This window comes from Pseudomonas sp. P4_D7, assembly GCF_056401755.1.
Genome location: NZ_JBFUIR010000035.1, coordinates 1 through 18523 on the forward strand (window position 1 = coordinate 1; position 18523 = coordinate 18523).

The following is an 18523-nucleotide window of genomic DNA, read 5'->3' on the forward strand; positions in this document are numbered from 1 at the left end:
CACTCCTACACTGTTCCTCAGCGCCCCTTGAACTGGGCGACGTTCGCAGACCGCGCATCGGTCTGTGGTTGACCGGCAGTGCCGAGGCGCTCACCGGTGTTGGCATCAAACAACAGCACTTTCGATGGATCGAATTGCAGCGTCAGGTTCTCGCCCACCTGCGGTGCCACATCCGGCGCCAGACGGCAGCAGACTTTGGTGTCATTGAGGTTGACGAACACCAGGGTGTCCGGACCGGTCGGCTCGGTCACCTGTACTTCGGCGCGAATGCTCGGCAAGCCATTGCCCTCGCCGTTCGCCAAAACGATCTGTTCAGGACGCAGACCGAGGATCACTTCGCGATCTTCGAGCCCGGCGTCCTGCATGCTCATCGGCAGCTCGCAACGCGCCTGACCGCTGTCGAGCAGCGCCAGCAGACGACCGTCCTTGCGCTGCAGACGCAGCGGGATGAAGTTCATCGGCGGCGAACCGATGAAGCTCGCCACGAACAGGTTGGCCGGGTCGTTATAGATCTCTTTTGGCGTGCCGAACTGTTGAATGATGCCGTCCTTCATCACCGCCACCTTGTCGCCCAGAGTCATCGCTTCGATCTGGTCGTGGGTCACGTAGACCGTGGTGGTTTTCAGGCGTTGGTGCATCAGTTTCATTTCGGTGCGCATCTCGACGCGCAGCTTGGCGTCGAGGTTGGACAGTGGTTCGTCGAACAGATAAATCTTCGGTCGCCGCGCCAGGGCACGGCCCATCGCTACACGCTGTTGCTGACCACCGGAAAGTTGACCCGGCTTACGGTTCAGCAGGTGTTCGATCTGCAACAGCTTGGCGACGCGCGCGACTTCTTCGTCGATCGCCGACTGCGGCATCTTGCGGATCTTCAGACCGAATTCGATGTTCTCGCGCACGCTCATGGTCGGGTACAGCGCGTAGGACTGGAACACCATGGCGATGTCGCGATCCTTCGGGCTCATGCCGCTGACGTCCTGATCGCCGATCATGATCGCGCCGCCGGTGATGGTTTCCAGACCGGCGATGCAGTTCATCAGGGTCGACTTGCCGCAGCCCGACGGGCCGACGAGGATCAGGAATTCACCGTCCTTGATCGACAGTTCGATGTTCTTCAGGGTGTCCGGCAGGCCGGCACCGTAGGTCTTGTTGACGTTGCGAAGTTCGAGCGTTGCCATGATTACCCCTTGACTGCGCCGGCTGTCAGCCCGCGCACGAAATACTTGCCTGCGACCACATAGACCAGCAGGGTCGGCAGGCCGGCGATCATCGCCGCTGCCATATCAACGTTGTATTCCTTGGCGCCGGTGCTGGTGTTGACCAGGTTGTTCAGCGCCACCGTGATCGGTTGCGAATCACCGCTGGAGAACACCACACCGAACAGGAAGTCGTTCCAGATCTGGGTGAACTGCCAGATCAGGCAGACCATGATGATCGGCGTCGACATCGGCAGAATGATGCGGCGGAAAATCGTGAAGAAACCTGCGCCGTCGAGGCGTGCGGCTTTCACCAGCGCATCCGGAATGCTCACGTAATAGTTACGGAAGAACAGCGTGGTGAACGCCAGACCGTAAACCACGTGGATAAACACCAGACCGGTGGTGGTGCTCGCCAGGCCCATCTTGCCGAGGGTGAACGAGGCCGGCAGCAGCACGGTCTGGAACGGCAGGAAGCAGCCGAACAACAGCAGACCGAAGAACAACTGCGAACCACGGAAGCGCCAGAACGACAGCACATAACCGTTCAATGCACCGATGGCGGTGGAGATGATTACGGCCGGAACGGTGATCTTGATCGAATTCCAGAAGTAACCGTCAACCGTGGCCCAGGCCTTGACCCAGCCAATGCCGCTGACCACGGTCGGCCAACTCAGCAGGTTGCCGGTGCTGATGTCTTCCGGGGTCTTGAAGCTGGTCAGCAACATGACCACCAGCGGCACCAGATAAAGCAGTACGGCGAGGATCAGCACCGCGTAGATCGCGATGCGACTCAGGCTGATAGCAGGTTTGGCGGCGAGACTAGTCATTGCGCTTGGTCCTCAGCTCGGAATACAGGTAAGGCACGATGATCGCGAGGATCGCACCGAGCATCAGAATCGCACTGGCCGAGCCCATGCCCATCTGGCCGCGACTGAAGGTGAAGGAATACATGAACATCGCCGGCAGGTCGGAGGAATAACCCGGGCCACCAGCGGTCATCGCCGCGACCAGGTCGAAGCTCTTGATCGCGATGTGCGCCAGAATCATCACTGCACTGAAGAACACCGGACGCAGGCTTGGCAGCACCACTTTCCAGTAGATCGTCGGCATGCTCGCGCCATCGATCTGTGCAGCGCGGATAATCGATTGATCAACGCCACGCAGGCCGGCGAGGAACATCGCCATGATGAAGCCCGAGGCTTGCCAGACAGCGGCGATCACCAGGCAGTAAACCACGCGATCCGGGTCGATCAGCCAGTCCAGACGGAAGCCTTCCCAGCCCCAGTCACGCAATAATTTGTCCAGGCCCATGCCCGGGTTGAGCAGCCATTTCCAGGCGGTACCGGTAACGATCATCGAGAGCGCCATCGGGTACAGGTAAATGGTGCGGATAAAGCCTTCGCGACGGATGCGCTGGTCGAGGAACACCGCCAGCAACACGCCAATCACCAAGGTGATGCCGATGAACATGCCGCCGAAAACTGCGAGGTTCTTGCTCGCGACCCACCAGCGATCGTTGTCGAACAACCGCGCGTATTGCGCCAGACCGGCCCATTTGTAGTTGGGCAGGAACGTCGAGGTGGTGAACGACAGCACGAACGTCCACAGGATGTAGCCATAGAAGCCCACCAGTACGATGAACATGCTCGGCGCCAGCACCAGTTTGGGTAGCCAGCGTTGCAATGCATCGAACGGCGAGGCCTTGCTGAACACAGCAACAGAACTCATGGGGAAATCCAGTACAGGGAATAAAAACTACAGTGAGATCCCTTGTGGGAGCGAGCCTGCTCGCGAAAACGGTGTGTCAGTCGACGGATGGAGCAACTGACACGACGCCTTCGCGAGCAGGCTCGCTCCCACAGGAGAAGCCTGCGCTACCGACGCTTATTTGGACGACTTGATCGCTGCGCCCAGTTTCTTGGCGGTGTCGGCCGGGTCGGCTTTCGGGTCGTTGATGTAGTTGGTCACCACATCAAAGAACGCGCCTTGCACCGCCAGCGTGGTCGCCATGTTGTGCGCCATGCTTGGCTGCAGGCCGCCGGACTTGGCGTCCGCCAGGAAGTCTTTGGCAGCAGTCTGTGCGCAGGAGTCGAAACCGAGCTTGTCCATGTTGTTCAACATGTCGTTGCGCACCGGGATCGAGCCTTTGTTGATGCTGAAGACTTTCTGGAAGTTTTCACCCAGCACGACTTTGGCGATGTCCTGCTGACCGGCCGCAGTGCCTGCGTCCTTCTGCTTGAACACGGCCAGCGAGTCGATGTTGTAGGTGAACGCCTTGTCGGTGCCCGGGAAGGCTACGCACTCGTAATCCTTGCCGGCGACTTTCTTGGCGGCGGTCCATTCGGACTTGGCCCAGTCACCCATGATCTGCATGCCGGCCTTGCCGTTGATGACCTTGGCCGCTTCCAGGTTCCAGTCCTGACCTTTGCCGTCAGCGTCCATGTAGGTCGCGACTTTCTTCAGCTCGGTCAGTGCCTTGACCATTTCCGGGCCGGTCAGCGCGGCGTTGTCCAGATCAACCAGGGCTTTCTTGTAACCATCGACACCCATGACCGAAAGCACCACGGCTTCGAACACGGTGCTGTCCTGCCAAGGCTGACCGCCGTGGGCCAGCGGGATGAAGCCCGCAGCCTTCAGCTTGTCGCCAGCGGCATAGAATTCTTCGAGGGTGGTCGGGTTCTTGGTGATCCCGGCTTTCTTGAACACTTCCGGGTTGATCCACAGCCAGTTCACACGGTGAATGTTCACCGGCACGGCCACGTAATCACCGTCGTACTTCACGGTATCGGAGACTTTCTTGTCGAGCAGGCTGTCCCACTTTTCCGACTTGGCGACGTCTTTCAACACGTCAGTGTCGAGCAGACCGGTCGACGCCCATTCCTGGATGTCCGGGCCTTTGATCTGGGCAACGCCAGGCGGGTTGCCGGCGACTGCGCGACTTTTCAGCACGGTCATGGCCGTTGCACCGCCACCACCGGCGACAGCGCCGTCTTTCCAGGTGAAACCGTCTTTTTCGACTTGGGCCTTGAGCACATCAACGGCAGCTTTTTCGCCACCGGACGTCCACCAGTGCACGACTTCGACCGAACCTTTGGATTCGGCAGCGGAAACACTGAGAGGCAGAATTGCGAGCGGGAACAGGGAGGCGACAGAAATGACAGTAGCGAGGCGAGAAATCGCATTCATCTGAGATGTACCTTTCTTGTTGTTATGCATGCAAGTCTGGTGCTTGCGCTGCACAGGAGTTTAAACAGGACGTTTCCCTTCGCAGGTAACGAAGGGACGCGCGAATGTCACTACATGGTTACATGATTGGTCACATGACAACGCTCTGGGACAACTGCGCCAGAGCCGTTGCCATACTCGGTGACAAGGGTAGACGAGGGATCAGCACGGCTTGCCAGGCGTGATACAGATCGGGTTTGCCCGGCCAGATATCGGCACTTGGCAGGTTTTGCGGGTTGAGTTCGTGGTGCCAGCTACCGTTGCAACGGTCGATGAAATTCACTTCGCAGAATTCCCAGAACAGCCGGTACCAGGTTTCGTATTGCGCATCACCCGTGCGTTTGAGCAAAGCACTGGCAGCGGCGCTGGCCTCGGCGTGTGTCCAGTGCAGGCGATGGCGAACGACGGCTTTGTTGTCCCAGTCGAGGGTGTAGACGATGCCCGGCAGACCATCGACATCCCAACCGTTGCGGCAATTGTTCTCGAACAGTTTTTGCGCATCGGTGGCGAGCCAACCGGGCGTGAGCATGCCGGCTTGCACCCGCGCCGCTTCGAGGTGCAGCAGCAGCCGCGCCCATTCGAAACCGTGGCCCGGCGTGGTGCCGTAAGGGCGGAAGCCGTCGGCGGGATTGTCGTGGTTGTATTCGCGTAGCGGCTGCCAGTCGCGGTCGAAGTGCTCGATGACCATGTAACCGTTGGCGGCGGCGTGCCCGTGAATAACGCGTTCGACGATACGTTGCGCGCGAATCAACCAGCGCGGATCTTCAGTGACATCGGCCAGCGCGAGGAACGCTTCGGTCGCGTGCATGTTGCTGTTGGCGCCGCGATAGGCTTCTTCTTCACTCCAGTCGCGATTGAAGAATTCGCGCATGGCGCCCTCTTCTTCGCTCCAGAAATACGTGTCGATGATGTCGACGGCGTCATCCAGCAACGCCTGGGCGCCAGGACGTTGTGCGACCACCGCAGAGCTGGCGGCGAGTGCGACAAAGGCATGCAGGTAGGCGTTCTTGCCGGTGTTGTCATCGCGGTGTTCGGCGACCGCAAACCAGCCACCGTGCAGGGCGTCACGCAACGGCCCGCGCAGGGCGGCGATGCCGTGATCGACCAGCTCGGCGAAACCCGGCAGGCCCTGAATGTGAGCCATGGCGAAGCTGTGGGTCATGCGCGCGGTGTTCATGGTTTCGGCTTGTGCGTTCGCTGGCAGACGGCCGCGTTCGTCGAGGTTGCCGAAGCCTTCAGGCAGTTTCGATGCCTTGGCGAAATCCAGCAGGCGCAGGCCTTCGGCGGCGAGCCATTGCTGGTGGGCAGGGGCGTTCAGCCAACTGCTGAAGCCGGGTTGGAAGAGATCCATGGGTGGCCTTTTTTGTTGTTATGACTGCGGGGGAGTCTAAACAACGGGCTGGGGAGGTCTTGTAACGAAGGGGGCGGGGTTTGTCACTGAGCGGTGACAAAGAGCGACCCTCACCCCAGCCCTCCCGAAACGTCGGACCGCCCGTAGGGAGAGGGGGCCGATCGCAGAATGCTGAAGAGTTGCGCCGACCTGAAAGAGCTGTACCGAATCCATAATCGACTCAATGCATCAGGTCGGCGCAATTCGAATGAACAACGCGATCGGTCCCCTCTCCCTACGGGCGGTCCGACGTTTCGGGAGGGCTAGGGTGAGGGAAAGCCTTTGACTCAATCCGCCGAACGCGGCAGTTGCAGGGTCACCCGCAACCCACCCTCACGCAGATTCTGCAGCGTCACTTCCCCACCATGGCTGTGGGCAATATTGCGCGCGATGCCCAACCCCAAGCCATAACCCTGCTGCTGCCCCGCCAGACGGAAGTGCGGTTCGAACACTTGCTCCAGCCGCTGCTCTGGAACACCCGGCCCTTCATCGTCGACATGCAGAACAAACGCGCGCTCATCGTCGTCGATGTGCAAATGCGCGTTTTGCCCGTACTTCAACGCATTGTCGATCAGGTTACCGATGCAGCGCTTCAACGCCAGCGGTTTGCCCGGATAAGCCGCCAGCGCCTTGCCCTGCTGCGTCACGCGGCCATTGCCGTGCGGCGCCAGATACGGCTCCACCAGACAGTCGAGCACGTGGTTCAAGTCCACCGGCTCGATGTTCTCGTGGATGTCGGTGTCCTTCACACATTGCAGCGCGCCTTTGACCAGCAGTTCCAACTCATCCAGATCACGGCCGAACTTGGCCTGCAGCTGTTCGTCTTCAAGCAATTCGACGCGCAAGCGCAATCGGGTAATCGGCGTGCGCAGGTCATGGGAGATCGCGCTGAACAACTGGCTGCGCTCGGTCAGGTAACGGCTGATGCGCTCGCGCATGGTGTTGAACGCGCGCCCCACTTCCACCACTTCACTGCCGCCGCCCTCGGCCACGGGCTCGACGTCGGCACCCAGCGACAAATCCCGCGCCGCCCGCGCCAGACGCTTGAGCGGCCGGCTCTGCCAATGCACCAGCAGGCCGATAAACAGCAGCAGGAATCCGCTGGTGAGGACGATGAACCACACCTGCTGCGACGGCAGGCCTTGCTCTTCAAGACTGGTGTACGGCTCCGGCAACAGCGAGGCGATGTACAACCATTCGCCCGGGGCCATTTGAATCTGCGTGACCAGCACGGGTGGGTTCACCGGTTCCAGAGTCAACGCGTAATGCGCCCAAGAGCGCGGCAGCTCATCAAGCTTCAGCCCGGCGTTGAAAATCCGCAGATCTTCGGGGCTGACAAAGGTCACCGAAATATCCGTGTCATTACCGAGCGTCTGACGCAGCACTTCGTCGACCGCTTTCATCACCGCCGCTTTACGCGGCGTCACCGGCAGCACGTCCATGCCCAACGGCTTATCGTTGAGCGTCACCACGAATCGCGTGCCGCCCATGCTGCGCAATTGGTCGAGCACCAATGGCCGATAAGCCACCGGCAACGAGCGGAAGTAACTGACGCTGGCGGTCATCGAATGGGCGAGGCTGCGGGCGCTGGTGACCAGGCCTTCGAGCTGCGTAGCGCGCAGTTGCGAGACCCAGATCACGCTCGACAAGGTCTGCGCGAACAGCACCGCGAGCAACGTCAGCAGCAACATCCGCCCGAGCAGCGAGCGCGGCATCGGCACTTTGGCGGCGAATTTGCGCAGCGACTCAGTGGCCATTGCCGGCAACCACGTTGGCTGCCAGTTGGTAGCCGCTGCCGCGCACCGTGCGAATCAGTCGTGGCGGTTTCTCGGTGTCGCGCAGGCGTTGGCGCAAACGGCTGACGGCCATGTCGACGATGCGATCGAGCGGCATCAAATCGCGACCACGGGTGGCGTTGCCGATGGTGTCGCGGTCGAGGATTTCCTGCGGGTGATCGAGGAACAGTTTCAGCAGGGCGAAGTCGGCACCGGAGAGAATCACTTCCTCGCCGTCGGTGTGAAACAGCCGGTGACTGACCATGTCCAGCCGCCACTCGTCGAAGGCCAGCACGTCACTGCCGCTGCGCTCCTGACCGAATTGCGCACGACGCAGCAATGCCTTGATGCGCGCTTGCAGTTCGCGGGGGCTGAAGGGTTTGCCGAGGTAGTCGTCGGCGCCGAGTTCCAGACCGATCACGCGGTCGGCTTCGTCGGAACTGGCGGTGAGCATGATGATCGGCACCTGCGCCTGACGCGGATGCTGACGCACCCAACGGCACAGGCTGAAGCCGTCTTCGTCGGGCAGCATGACATCGAGGATCACCAGATCGCTCGGCGCCTCGTTGAGGGCCTGGCGGAAACTGGCACCGTCGGCGGTGGCCCGTACCTGAAACCCGGCGCGGGTCAGGTAGGTTTCCAGCAACTCGCGTATTTCCTGGTCGTCATCGACCAACAATATCGACTTGTTGACTGAGCTCACTTCGAAGGCATCCTTGTTGTTGGAATTGGGGCGGATTATGCCTGATGAACCGATCGTTCCCACGCTGATCGTTCCCACGCTCTGCGTGGGAATGCCTCTGGGGACGCTCCGCGTCCAGTGACGCGGAGCGTCACGGGCTGCATTCCCACGCGGAGCATGGGAACGATCTCACGCTTCAGCCTGCCTGTTCCAGAGCCACACCCGCGCCCATCAGTCCGGAATACGGCGCTGTCACCAGCCACACCGGGATGCCTTTGAAGTAATCGCTCATGCAGCCTTTGTCAGCAAAGCTGCGGGCAAAACCGCTTTCGAGGAAGAAATCGGCAAACCGGGGAATGACACCACCAACGATGTAAACCCCACCTCGGCCCCCGGTAGTCAGCACGTTGTTGCCGGCCACACGGCCGAGCCAGCAGCAGAACTGCTCCAGCACTTCCAGAGCAATCGGATCACCTGCCAGACCAGCTGCCGTGATCGCTTCCGGCGTATCAAGCGTTGGCTCATGCCCATCGACCGCACAGATCGCCCGGTAAACCCGTGGCAAACCGCCGCCGCTCAACGCAGTTTCCGCGCTGACATGGCCGATTTCGTTGTGGATGTGCTGCCACAGCTGCGTTTCACGCGGGCTGCTCAACGGCAGATCAACATGCCCGCCCTCACCCGGCAACGCCGCGAAACGGCCCTCGCCAAGATCGAGCAAGGTGCCGACGCCAAGGCCAGTGCCCGGGCCGATCACCACCGCCGGGCGCAACGGCTCCGGCGTGCCCTCGCAGACCACGCGGAATTCGCCGGGCTGCAAACGGGTCATGCCCAGCGCCATCGCCGAGAAGTCGTTGACCAGCAACAACTGCTCGACCTGCAAGGTTTTGCAGAACGCTGTGCGACTCAAGCGCCAGTGATTGTTGGTGAATTTGAATTCATCACCACTGACCGGACCTGCCACGGACAAGCACACCGAACCGATCGAACCCGGCGCCAGACCGAGCCCGCTCAGATAGAGGCTGATTGCCTCCTCCGGGCTGGCATGGTCGGCCGTGGCCAGCACCTGAACCGATTCCAGTTGCTGGTTTTTCCACAACGCAAACCGCGCGTTGGTGCCTCCGATGTCACCGACCAAAGCCAGTTTCAATTAAGCGTCTCCAGGGCAGAAGTGAAGGCGCTGGCGCCCTGCTCCGCCGAGCTGAAGGCCATGCGCATGAAGCCAAACAGTTCGCGCCCGCTGCCGATGTTGTTGCCCAATAGGCCTTTGGCGGGTTCGCGCGCTGCAAATTCGGCGGCGTCGACCTTCAGTTCCAAGGTGCCTTTGACGCCATCGACGCGGATGATATCGCCCTCTTGCACGCGCGCCAAAGCGCCACCGACATAAGCTTCCGGGCTGACGTGAATCGCTGCGGGGATTTTCCCCGAGGCGCCGGACATCCGCCCGTCCGTCACCAACGCGACTTTGAAGCCGCGATCCTGCAGCACGCCGAGGAACGGCGTCATCTTGTGCAGCTCCGGCATGCCATTGGAACGCGGGCCCTGGAAGCGCATCACGGCGACAAAATCCTTCTCCAGCAAACCGGCCTTGAATGCATCGGCCAAGTCCTGCTGATCCTGGAACACCATGGCTGGCGCTTCGACGATCTGGTTTTCCAACGCGACCGCAGAAACCTTCATCACACCGCGACCGAGGTTGCCCTCCATTACGCGCAGACCACCCTCCGCCGAGAACGCACGCGCCACTGGACGCAGGATGTTTTCGTCGAGGCTGTCCGTCGGGCCTTCGCGCCATACCAACTGGCCGTTATCGAGGAACGGCTCTTTGGTGTACTGGCTCAAGCCGTGGCCGAGTACGGTGTTGACGTCTTCGTGCAGCAGGCCGGCGCCGAGCAGTTCGCGGATCAGGAACGACATGCCGCCCGCTGCCTGGAAGTGGTTGATGTCGGCTTTGCCGTTCGGGTAAACGTGGCTCAGGGTCGGCACGACTTCGGAGAGGTCGGCCATGTCCTGCCAGGTCAGTTGAATGCCCGCCGCCATGGCGATGGCCGGCATGTGCAGGGTGTGGTTGGTCGAGCCGCCGGTGGCGTGCAGCGCAACAATCGAGTTGACCAGAGACTTCTCGTCGACGATTTCACCGATCGGCATGAAGTTGCCATTTTGTTTGGTCAGACGCGTCACTTGGTGCGCGGCTTCACGGGTCAGCGCATCACGCAGCGGCGTGTTCGGGTTGACGAAAGAGGCGCCCGGCAAGTGCAGGCCCATGACTTCCATCAGCAACTGGTTGGTGTTGGCGGTGCCGTAGAAGGTGCAGGTACCCGGGCTGTGGTAGGACTTCATCTCCGATTCCAGCAGCTCTTCGCGGGTGGCTTTGCCTTCGGCGTACTTCTGCCGCACGTCGGCTTTTTCCTTGTTGGAAATCCCCGAGACCATCGGCCCACCCGGGACGAAAATCGTCGGCAGGTGACCGAAACGCAGCGACCCCATCATCAGGCCCGGCACGATCTTGTCGCAGATGCCGAGCATCAGTGCGCCGTCGAACATGTTGTGCGACAGCGCCACGGCGGTCGACATGGCGATCACTTCGCGACTCGGCAGGCTCAGTTCCATGCCCGGCTCGCCTTGGGTCACGCCGTCGCACATCGCCGGCGTACCGCCAGCGAACTGGCCGACCGAGCCGATTTCGCGCAGGGCATTCTTGATTTGTTCCGGGAACACTTCGTACGGCTGGTGCGCCGAGAGCATGTCGTTATACGAAGAAACAATGGCGATGTTCGCCGAGTTCATCATCCGCAGGCTGTGCTTGTCTTCGCTGCCGCAACCGGCCACGCCGTGGGCGAAGTTGGCGCATTGCAGCTTGCCGCGCATCGGCCCGTCGGTGGCGGCGCCGCGAATCAGTGCAAGGTAAGCCTGACGCGTGGCGCGGCTGCGGGCGATAAGCCGTTCGGTGACCTCAAGGACGCGGGGATGCATGTGTAGAACTCCAGGCTAACGGATGTGGCGACCTGATTGTCTATGCTGATCAAACGCCGTTGTTGTTGGAATGACAGACGGCTTTTTTGACCATTCGGACCAGTTGATTCAGGTCACTCGTTGTAGATAAAACAAAATATTGCCACTAAAAAGGCTTGTTTTCTATTTTTATGCGAATAATCTTGTAATTCCAACAACAAAACGACGGCGGCGCTGTTCCATGACTCTTCGAATCGCAATCAATGGTTTTGGCCGCATCGGCCGTAATGTCCTGCGCGCACTGTATACCCAAGGCTATCGACAGGATCTGCAGATCGTCGCCATCAATGATCTGGGCGACAGCTCGATCAATGCTCATCTGCTCAAATACGACACCGTTCACGGCACGTTCGACGCTCAGGTCGAGCATGACAACGAAAGTCTGACCGTCAACGGCGACCGCATTGCGGTCAGCGCGATTCGCAACCCGGCCGAATTGCCATGGGCGGCGGAAAAGATTGATGTGGTGTTCGAATGCACCGGTCTCTTTACCGATCGCGCCAAAGCGGCCGCGCATATTACTGCCGGCGCGCGCAAAGTGATTATCTCGGCGCCGGCCAAAGGTGCCGACGCCACGGTTGTATATGGTGTGAACCACGACATTCTGCGCCAGTCGCACCAGATCATCTCCAACGCTTCGTGCACCACCAACTGCCTGGCGCCAGTGGCGCAAGTGCTGCACCGCGAGCTGGGGATCGAAAGCGGTCTGATGACCACCATTCACGCCTACACCAACGATCAGAACCTCACTGACGTCTATCACACCGACCCGTACCGCGCGCGTTCGGCCACGCAAAACATGATCCCGAGCAAGACCGGCGCTGCTGAAGCCGTGGGCCTGGTGCTGCCGGAACTGGCGGGCAAATTGACCGGCATGGCCGTGCGGGTGCCGGTGATCAATGTGTCGCTGGTGGACCTGACCGTGCAGCTGAAAAAAGAAGCCAGCGCCGAGGAAGTCAACGCGCTGATGAAAGCTGCGAGCCAACATTCGAAGATTCTCGGCTTCAACACCCTGCCGCTGGTGTCCAGCGACTTCAACCACAATCCGCTGTCGTCGATCTTCGACGCCAACCACACCAAGTCCAGCGGCAAACTGCTGAAAGTGCTGGCCTGGTATGACAACGAGTGGGGCTTCTCCAACCGCATGCTGGATAACTGCCTGGCGTTGTGTAACGCCGAGTAATCTCAAGTAATCCCCCTATCCCTGTGGGAGCGAGCTTGCTCGCGAAAGCGGTGGGTCAGTCGCTAGTTGAATTGGCTGACACTAACCTTTGCGAGCAAGCTCGCTCCCACAGGGTTTCGATTTCAATTTGAAATCAACACTTGACCATTCAACTAGATGATAAGCATTATCATTCGCTTGAAATCGATCAGGTCCTCCCGTGAGTCAATCGCGCTTCAACCACGTTTTCCTCACCCAGCGCACATCCTTGCTGCGTACGCTGGAACGGATGGTCAACAATCACAGCACCGCTGAAGACCTGTTGCAGGAGACCTACCTGCGTGTGACGCGGGCGTTGAGCGAGCGGGCCATCGATCACCTCGAACCTTTTGTCTTCCAGACCGCGCGCAATCTGGCGCTGGATCACTTGCGTGCGCGCAAGATCCATTCGCGAACCATGGTCGATGACGTGCCGCAGGATGTCGTGCACAGCGTCGCCGCCCCTGCCAGCAGCGCCGAAGACGCCGCCCACGCCGAACAGATGCTGGAGCGCCTGAACGTGAGCCTCAGTCAACTCAGCCCCCGCCAGCAACAGATTTTCATCCTCAGCCGTTTGCACGGAAACAGTTATCAGGAAATCGCCGATGAACTGAACGTTTCCCTCAGCACCGTGCAAAAGGAACTGAAGCTGATCATGAGCATTTGCATCGGCGTCGCCGAGCGTCTGAATGGCGACTGAGGTCGTAGGCCTTTTCTGTAAGTGCCAGGATCGACTGCACGGATCATCGGGCTTTGTTACCCTTGCCCGACTTTTACGCTTCACTTAAAAAAACAGCCGTGCGCAGACACTGCCGAGGAAACACCGTGACGGACACCCACCGCTCGCCTTCGCCGGATTCGGTGCAGGACGCTGCCAACGCAATGGACCAGGCTCTGGACTGGCTCATCGTGCTCGGCAGCCCGGACGAGGAGCAGACCCGGCAATTTCATGCCTGGCTGGCGGCCGATCCGTTGAATGCCGAAGCGTTCGCCAAGGCCCAGGCGATCTGGGATGGCCCGCAAGTCGCCCAATGCGCGCAAAGCCTGGCGGCCAAACCTGCGAAGGTCACTTTTCTCAAGCGTCTGCGTCCGCACTGGAAACCACTGGCCACTGCCGCCGTGCTGATCCTCGGTTTGTTCAGTTTCAGCAATTTGCCGATGCGCCTTCAGGCCGATCACCTCACGGTGGTTGGCGAGCGCCAGCGTCTGCAATTGGAGGACGGCTCGAAAGTCCTGCTCAATACCAATTCGGCATTTTCCAGCACCATCAACGATCAACAGCGTGTTGCCCGGTTGTTTCAGGGCGAAGCGTTTTTCGAGATCGCCAGCGGCCGCAGTCAACCGCTGGAAATCGATGCCGGCCCGGTCACCGCCAGCGTGCGCGATACCGCGTTCGCCGTGCGTTATCTCGATGGCGTCGCGCAGGTCAATGTGCAGCGCGGCGACGTCGATTTGCGCGCCACGCACAACGACGCCCGCGTGCGTCTGACTGCCGGTGAGAGCATCCGCATCGGCCCCAACGGTTTCGACCGCCCGGCCAAACTCGATGCCAACACGGACCTGGCCTGGGTCCAAGGCCGACTGGTGTTCGAGAACTGCCCGTTGAATCAGGTGCTGGCCGAATTGCGCCGCTACTATCCGGGCTGGATCATCAACACCAACGAGCAGTTGGCCGACGTCGCCGTAACCGGCAATTACCGACTCGACCAGCCGCTCGACGTGGTCCGTTCCCTCGCGCACATCACCTCGGCGCAACTGAAAGAATTCCCCGCCTTGGTCATCCTGAACTAAATGAGAATTATTTTTACTCGATAGCCAACGTCAGTACGTCTCGTTATAGCCAATGCAATTGATTCGCAACACGCGAAGCCAATCAGCCCCTATAAAGATTCGTGCGACACGGAGCGCTATCGATGTCCTCACGCCTAACCCGCCAGACCTCCTCCCCTTCCCGCGTGCTGTCGCTGCTGACCGCTGCCATCCTGATGGCCGGCACTGCACCGCTGATGGCTGCCACCGAGCAACCGACGCGCAACATGGGCGATTACTCATTCTCCATCGGCCAGCAGCCACTGGTGTCGGCCCTCAATGCCTTCACCGCCGTGACCGGTTGGCAGGTTGGCTTGCCGGCAGAACTGGGTCAGGGCGTGTCGTCGCCGGGCGTGCGTGGCTCGTTGCCACCCGAAAAAGCCCTGGAGCGCCTGTTGGTGGGGACCAACCTGAGCTTCCGCAAAATCAGCAACAACAACGTCGTGCTGGAAAAGCGCAACGCCAGCGGCACGCTCAATCTCGATCAGGTGACCATCAGCGCCACCCGTCAGGAGCAGTCGGTCAACAGTGTGCCGGCCACCGTCACCGTGCAGACCCGTCAGGATCTGGACCGCAACAACGTCAACACCATCAAGGATCTGGTCCGCTACGAACCGGGTGTTTCCGTCGGCGGCGCCGGTCAGCGTGGCGGTATCAGCGGCTATAACATTCGCGGCATCGACGGCGACCGCATCCTGACTCAGGTGGATGGCGTCGAAGTCCCGGATGGTTTTTTCAACGGCCCGTATGCCAAGACCCAGCGCAATTACGTTGACCCGGAAATCGTCAAGCGCGTGGAAATTCTCCGTGGCCCGGCCTCGGTGCTGTACGGCAGCAACGCCATCGGCGGCGCCGTCAGCTACTACACCCTTGATGCCGACGACATCATCAAGCCGGGCAAAGACGTCGGTGCGCGCCTGAAAAGCGGTTACAGCTCCGCCGATGACAGCTGGCTGAAGTCCGCCACCGTCGCCGGCCGTGCCGACCAGTTCGACGGCTTGCTGCACTACAGCCAGCGCGACGGTCACGAGACCGATTCCTACGGCAGCAACAACGGCACCGGTCTGGAACGCACCGCCGCCAACCCGGAAGACGTCAACGCCTACAACGTGCTGGCCAAGATCGGCTGGAACTACAACGACGATTCGCGTCTGGGCCTGACCTACGAAAAGTACAAGGATGATCGCGACACCGATCAGAAGAGTGCTTACGGCGGCCCGTACTTCAACGGCGCCCCGACCATCCCCAACAGCGTGCTGCCCGGCGGCATGTACCAGTGGCGCACCGGCAACGACACCATCACCCGTGAGCGTTTCGGCATCGAACACTCGTTCGCCCTCGACAGCCTGCTGGTCGACAACGTGAAGTGGAGCCTCAACCACCAGATCGCCAAGACCGACCAGAGCACCACCGAGTTCTACTACCCGATCACCCGTAAGGTGCTGCGTACTCGCGACACCATTTACGAAGAGAAACAATGGGTCTTCGATGCCCAACTGGACAAGGCGTTCGCCATTGGAAACACCGATCACGTACTGACTTACGGCACCACCCTCAAGCAACAGAAGGTCACCGGTTCGCGCAGCGGCGACGGCACTTGCCTGGCCGTCGGTCGCGGCTGCAGCGCCATCGGTGCGACCAGCACCGCTGACGTGTTGGCCAAAGCCACCGACTTCCCGGACCCGACCATCAACACCTACAGCGTGTTCGCTCAGGATCAGATCAGCTGGAACAACTGGACCTTCCTGCCGGGCCTGCGCTACGACTACACCCAGCTCAAGCCGCACATCACCCAGGAGTTCCTTAACACCGTGGCAGCGGATGGCCAAGGCACAGTCAGCGACGAGAACAAAACCTGGCACAAAGTCTCGCCGAAATTCGGCCTGACCTACGCCCTGACCGAGAACTACACCTGGTACGGTCAGTACGCTGAAGGCTTCCGCACCCCGACCGCGAAAGCCCTGTACGGCCGCTTCGAAAACACTACCACCGGCTACAGCGTGGCGCCGAACCCGGACCTCGAACCGGAAAAAAGCAAAAGCTACGAAACCGGTCTGCGCGGCAACTTCGAACACGGCTCGTTCGACGTGGCGGTGTTCTATAACAAGTATCGCGACTTCATCAACGAAGACGCTGTGACCCCGGGACGCAACGAGCTGACCTTCCAGTCGGCCAACATCAAGCACGCCACCATCAAGGGTGCGGAAGTCAAAGGTCGCCTGAACCTGGATGCGTTTGGCGCGCCGCAAGGCCTCTACACCCAAGGCTCGATTGCCTACGCCTACGGTCGCAACAACGACAACGGCGAGCCGATCAACAGCGTCAACCCGCTGACCGGCGTGTTCGGTCTGGGTTACGACCAGGACAACTACGGCGGCCTGCTGAGCTGGACCGTGGTGAAGAAAAAGGATCGCGTCGACGACAGCAACTTCAAGTCGCCGGATGGCGTCAGCAGCCAGTTCAAAACCCCGGGCTTCGGCATTCTTGATCTGGCCGGGTATTACAAAGTCACCGACGACGTCACCGTCAGCGGCGGCATCTACAACCTGACCGACAAGAAATACTGGCTGTGGGATGACGTGCGCGGTTACGACAGCGTCGGCGAAGCTTCGGTGACACAGCCGGCCAACCTCGATCGACTGACCCAACCGGGCCGCAACTTCGCGATCAATCTGATCTGGGACATCTGATCCGGCGAACCTCACGGCGCGTGTTCAGGCACCGCGCCGTGAGGTTTTTTTTACGCTTGCACAGCGTCTTGTTCGTCTCGTTATCAAGCGCCTCTTTTATCAAGGACATGTCATGACCACTTCGGAAAAAGCCCTGCGTTCGCAACGCTTGAATCAGATCACCAATGAACCGCACAGCAAACTCGATGCATTGGTGAAGGCACACGCGCCGTTCGAGACCCGCACCAACTTCGCCCGTTTTGTCGTCGCGCAGTACCTCTTTCAATCGGAACTGGTCGACCTCTACAACGACGCCGAACTGACCGCCATCGTCCCGGATCTGCCGGCCCGTTGCCGCGCCGAAGCGGCCAAGGCTGACCTCGCCGATCTCGACACTGAAGTGCCGACACCGGTGGCGGGCGCGGTGAAAAACCCGAGCAAGGCTCGCGCACTGGGCTGGCTCTTTGTCTCCGAAGGTTCGAAGCTCGGTGCGGCGTTCCTGATCAAACGCGCCGTGGCGCTGGAGCTGAGCGAAACCTTTGGCGCCCGTCACCTCGGCGAGCCTGAAGGTGGCCGTGCCGAGGGCTGGAAGAGCTTTGTGCGCACCCTCGACTCGCTGCAGTTCACTGCCGAAGAAGAAGCCGAAGTCGAACAAGGCGCGATCGACGCGTTCAACCGCTTCACCGTGTTGCTGGAACAGGCTTACGCCACCGAAGCCGAAATGGCCTGATCCCCAAAACACCACAAAACCCTGTGGGAGCGAGCTTGCTCGCGAAGACGGCGGCACATTCAACACTGATGTGACTGACCTACCGCTTTCGCGAGCAAGCTCGCTCCCACATGGGAACAGCGCAAGTCTGTAGAATCCCCATCTCGCCTCACAGCAATCCCGAGCCCATGCCGCAACCCGCCTCCTCGAAACTCGCCCGCGTGCTGTTCGGCCTCTTGGCCTACGTCAGTCTTGGCATCGGCCTGATCGCCATCGTCGTGCCCGGCCTGCCGACCACCGAGTTCATCCTTCTCGCCGCCTGGGCCGCAACCCGCAGCTCGCCGCGCCTGAGTGCCTGGCTGGAAAACCACCGGCTGTTCGGGCCGATCCTCAGCAACTGGCGCAACGGCAAGATCATCGCGCGCAAGGCCAAGGTCAGCGCCACGGTAAGCATGTTGCTGTGCGCCACGTTGATGCTGGTGATGCTCGATCACGGCTGGCCGGTTTATCTGGCGATTGCCGGAATGAGCCTGGGCAATCTGTGGATCTGGTCGCGCCCGGAATCCATTCGGGTCTGCACTGACCCGTCTTCACACTGAAACATCCCTGTAATTAATCCCCTTTTCAGCACTTTCCCCTGCGCAAACGTTTAGCGCTGACCGTTCGTCGGCACGCGACTCATGCCCTCTGCTCCCGCGCCGATGAGCATTGAATGGCGCTGAATGGATTTGGCGAACCGGGTAGCTCCTGCCCGAATGCCACCCGTTTATTCATTCGCGAGATCGCCCCATGTTCGACTCTCTGTCCATTCGCCTGAAAATCGTCCTGCTCTCCGGCCTGTGCCTGCTCGGT

General features: G+C 60.4%; 15 protein-coding genes. 6 read left to right on the forward strand and 9 right to left on the reverse strand.

All coding sequences use genetic code 11. The features are described 5' to 3' along the window. Positions 1-17: 17 nt before the first annotated feature. From AC1DVF_RS20555 to edd, 9 genes are all read right to left on the reverse strand, one after another. Positions 18-1178, reverse strand: coding sequence for an ABC transporter ATP-binding protein (locus AC1DVF_RS20555; protein WP_038369188.1), 1161 nt, complete (start codon positions 1176-1178; stop codon positions 18-20). 2 nt (positions 1179-1180) lie between these two features. Beyond that, positions 1181-2026 carry a carbohydrate ABC transporter permease gene (locus AC1DVF_RS20560; protein WP_007917872.1) on the reverse strand — a complete coding sequence of 282 codons (846 nt, stop codon included), beginning with the start codon at positions 2024-2026 and terminating at the stop codon, positions 1181-1183. Continuing rightward, on the reverse strand, positions 2019-2927 hold the full coding sequence (locus AC1DVF_RS20565; protein ID WP_007917874.1) for a carbohydrate ABC transporter permease: 909 nt from the start codon (positions 2925-2927) through the stop codon (positions 2019-2021). Before AC1DVF_RS20565 ends, AC1DVF_RS20560 begins: the two co-directional genes overlap by 8 nt. A 156-nt stretch (positions 2928-3083) precedes the next feature. Continuing rightward, positions 3084-4385 carry an ABC transporter substrate-binding protein gene (locus tag AC1DVF_RS20570; protein WP_016983700.1) on the reverse strand — a complete coding sequence of 434 codons (1302 nt, stop codon included), beginning with the start codon at positions 4383-4385 and terminating at the stop codon, positions 3084-3086. A gap of 130 nt (positions 4386-4515) precedes the next feature. Continuing rightward, positions 4516-5775 carry a D-mannose isomerase gene (locus AC1DVF_RS20575; protein WP_093430463.1) on the reverse strand — a complete coding sequence of 420 codons (1260 nt, stop codon included), beginning with the start codon at positions 5773-5775 and terminating at the stop codon, positions 4516-4518. A gap of 326 nt (positions 5776-6101) precedes the next feature. Next, on the reverse strand, positions 6102-7571 hold the full coding sequence (locus AC1DVF_RS20580) for an ATP-binding protein (protein WP_093430464.1): 1470 nt from the start codon (positions 7569-7571) through the stop codon (positions 6102-6104). Continuing rightward, positions 7561-8292 (reverse strand): response regulator, encoded by a 732-nt coding sequence (locus AC1DVF_RS20585; protein ID WP_003227460.1) that lies wholly within the window; start codon positions 8290-8292, stop codon positions 7561-7563. Before AC1DVF_RS20585 ends, AC1DVF_RS20580 begins: the two co-directional genes overlap by 11 nt. A gap of 175 nt (positions 8293-8467) precedes the next feature. Then, on the reverse strand, positions 8468-9421 hold the full coding sequence (locus AC1DVF_RS20590; RefSeq protein WP_460092004.1) for a glucokinase: 954 nt from the start codon (positions 9419-9421) through the stop codon (positions 8468-8470). Further along, on the reverse strand, positions 9418-11244 hold the full coding sequence (gene edd, locus AC1DVF_RS20595; RefSeq protein ID WP_093430466.1) for a phosphogluconate dehydratase: 1827 nt from the start codon (positions 11242-11244) through the stop codon (positions 9418-9420). Before edd ends, AC1DVF_RS20590 begins: the two co-directional genes overlap by 4 nt. A 220-nt stretch (positions 11245-11464) precedes the next feature. On the opposite strand from edd, the gene gap reads away from it, so the two are divergent. The 6 genes from gap (at position 11465) to AC1DVF_RS20625 (ending at position 18270) form a co-directional block, all read left to right on the forward strand. Continuing rightward, complete coding sequence (gap, locus tag AC1DVF_RS20600; protein ID WP_034153396.1) at positions 11465-12466, forward strand: type I glyceraldehyde-3-phosphate dehydrogenase; 1002 nt, start codon at positions 11465-11467, stop codon at positions 12464-12466. A 199-nt stretch (positions 12467-12665) separates the two neighbouring features. Further along, positions 12666-13184 carry an RNA polymerase sigma factor gene (locus AC1DVF_RS20605; RefSeq protein ID WP_093430467.1) on the forward strand — a complete coding sequence of 173 codons (519 nt, stop codon included), beginning with the start codon at positions 12666-12668 and terminating at the stop codon, positions 13182-13184. Positions 13185-13309: 125 nt separating this feature from the next. Next, complete coding sequence (locus tag AC1DVF_RS20610) at positions 13310-14275, forward strand: FecR family protein (protein ID WP_099756997.1); 966 nt, start codon at positions 13310-13312, stop codon at positions 14273-14275. Positions 14276-14397: 122 nt separating this feature from the next. After that, on the forward strand, positions 14398-16983 hold the full coding sequence (locus AC1DVF_RS20615; protein ID WP_477783069.1) for a TonB-dependent receptor: 2586 nt from the start codon (positions 14398-14400) through the stop codon (positions 16981-16983). Positions 16984-17095: 112 nt separating this feature from the next. Then, on the forward strand, positions 17096-17692 hold the full coding sequence (locus AC1DVF_RS20620) for a biliverdin-producing heme oxygenase (RefSeq protein WP_093430470.1): 597 nt from the start codon (positions 17096-17098) through the stop codon (positions 17690-17692). 167 nt (positions 17693-17859) lie between these two features. Next, a complete protein-coding gene (locus AC1DVF_RS20625; protein WP_064119128.1) occupies positions 17860-18270 on the forward strand; it encodes a YbaN family protein in 411 nt (136 codons plus the stop codon). Positions 18271-18523 lie beyond the last annotated feature (253 nt).

What these genes read in the sequence shown, in the direction of transcription:
- AC1DVF_RS20560 (WP_007917872.1), bottom strand. Translation starts at nt 2,026, where the DNA reads ATGACTAGTCTCGCCGCCAAACCTGCTATCAGCCTGAGTCGCATCGCG.
- edd (WP_093430466.1), bottom strand. Translation starts at nt 11,244, where the DNA reads ATGCATCCCCGCGTCCTTGAGGTCACCGAACGGCTTATCGCCCGCAGC.
- AC1DVF_RS20580 (WP_093430464.1), bottom strand. Translation starts at nt 7,571, where the DNA reads ATGGCCACTGAGTCGCTGCGCAAATTCGCCGCCAAAGTGCCGATGCCG.
- AC1DVF_RS20575 (WP_093430463.1), bottom strand. Translation starts at nt 5,775, where the DNA reads ATGGATCTCTTCCAACCCGGCTTCAGCAGTTGGCTGAACGCCCCTGCC.
- AC1DVF_RS20555 (WP_038369188.1), bottom strand. Translation starts at nt 1,178, where the DNA reads ATGGCAACGCTCGAACTTCGCAACGTCAACAAGACCTACGGTGCCGGC.
- gap (WP_034153396.1), top strand. Translation starts at nt 11,465, where the DNA reads ATGACTCTTCGAATCGCAATCAATGGTTTTGGCCGCATCGGCCGTAAT.
- AC1DVF_RS20565 (WP_007917874.1), bottom strand. Translation starts at nt 2,927, where the DNA reads ATGAGTTCTGTTGCTGTGTTCAGCAAGGCCTCGCCGTTCGATGCATTG.
- AC1DVF_RS20615 (WP_477783069.1), top strand. Translation starts at nt 14,398, where the DNA reads ATGTCCTCACGCCTAACCCGCCAGACCTCCTCCCCTTCCCGCGTGCTG.
- AC1DVF_RS20620 (WP_093430470.1), top strand. Translation starts at nt 17,096, where the DNA reads ATGACCACTTCGGAAAAAGCCCTGCGTTCGCAACGCTTGAATCAGATC.
- AC1DVF_RS20570 (WP_016983700.1), bottom strand. Translation starts at nt 4,385, where the DNA reads ATGAATGCGATTTCTCGCCTCGCTACTGTCATTTCTGTCGCCTCCCTG.
- AC1DVF_RS20625 (WP_064119128.1), top strand. Translation starts at nt 17,860, where the DNA reads ATGCCGCAACCCGCCTCCTCGAAACTCGCCCGCGTGCTGTTCGGCCTC.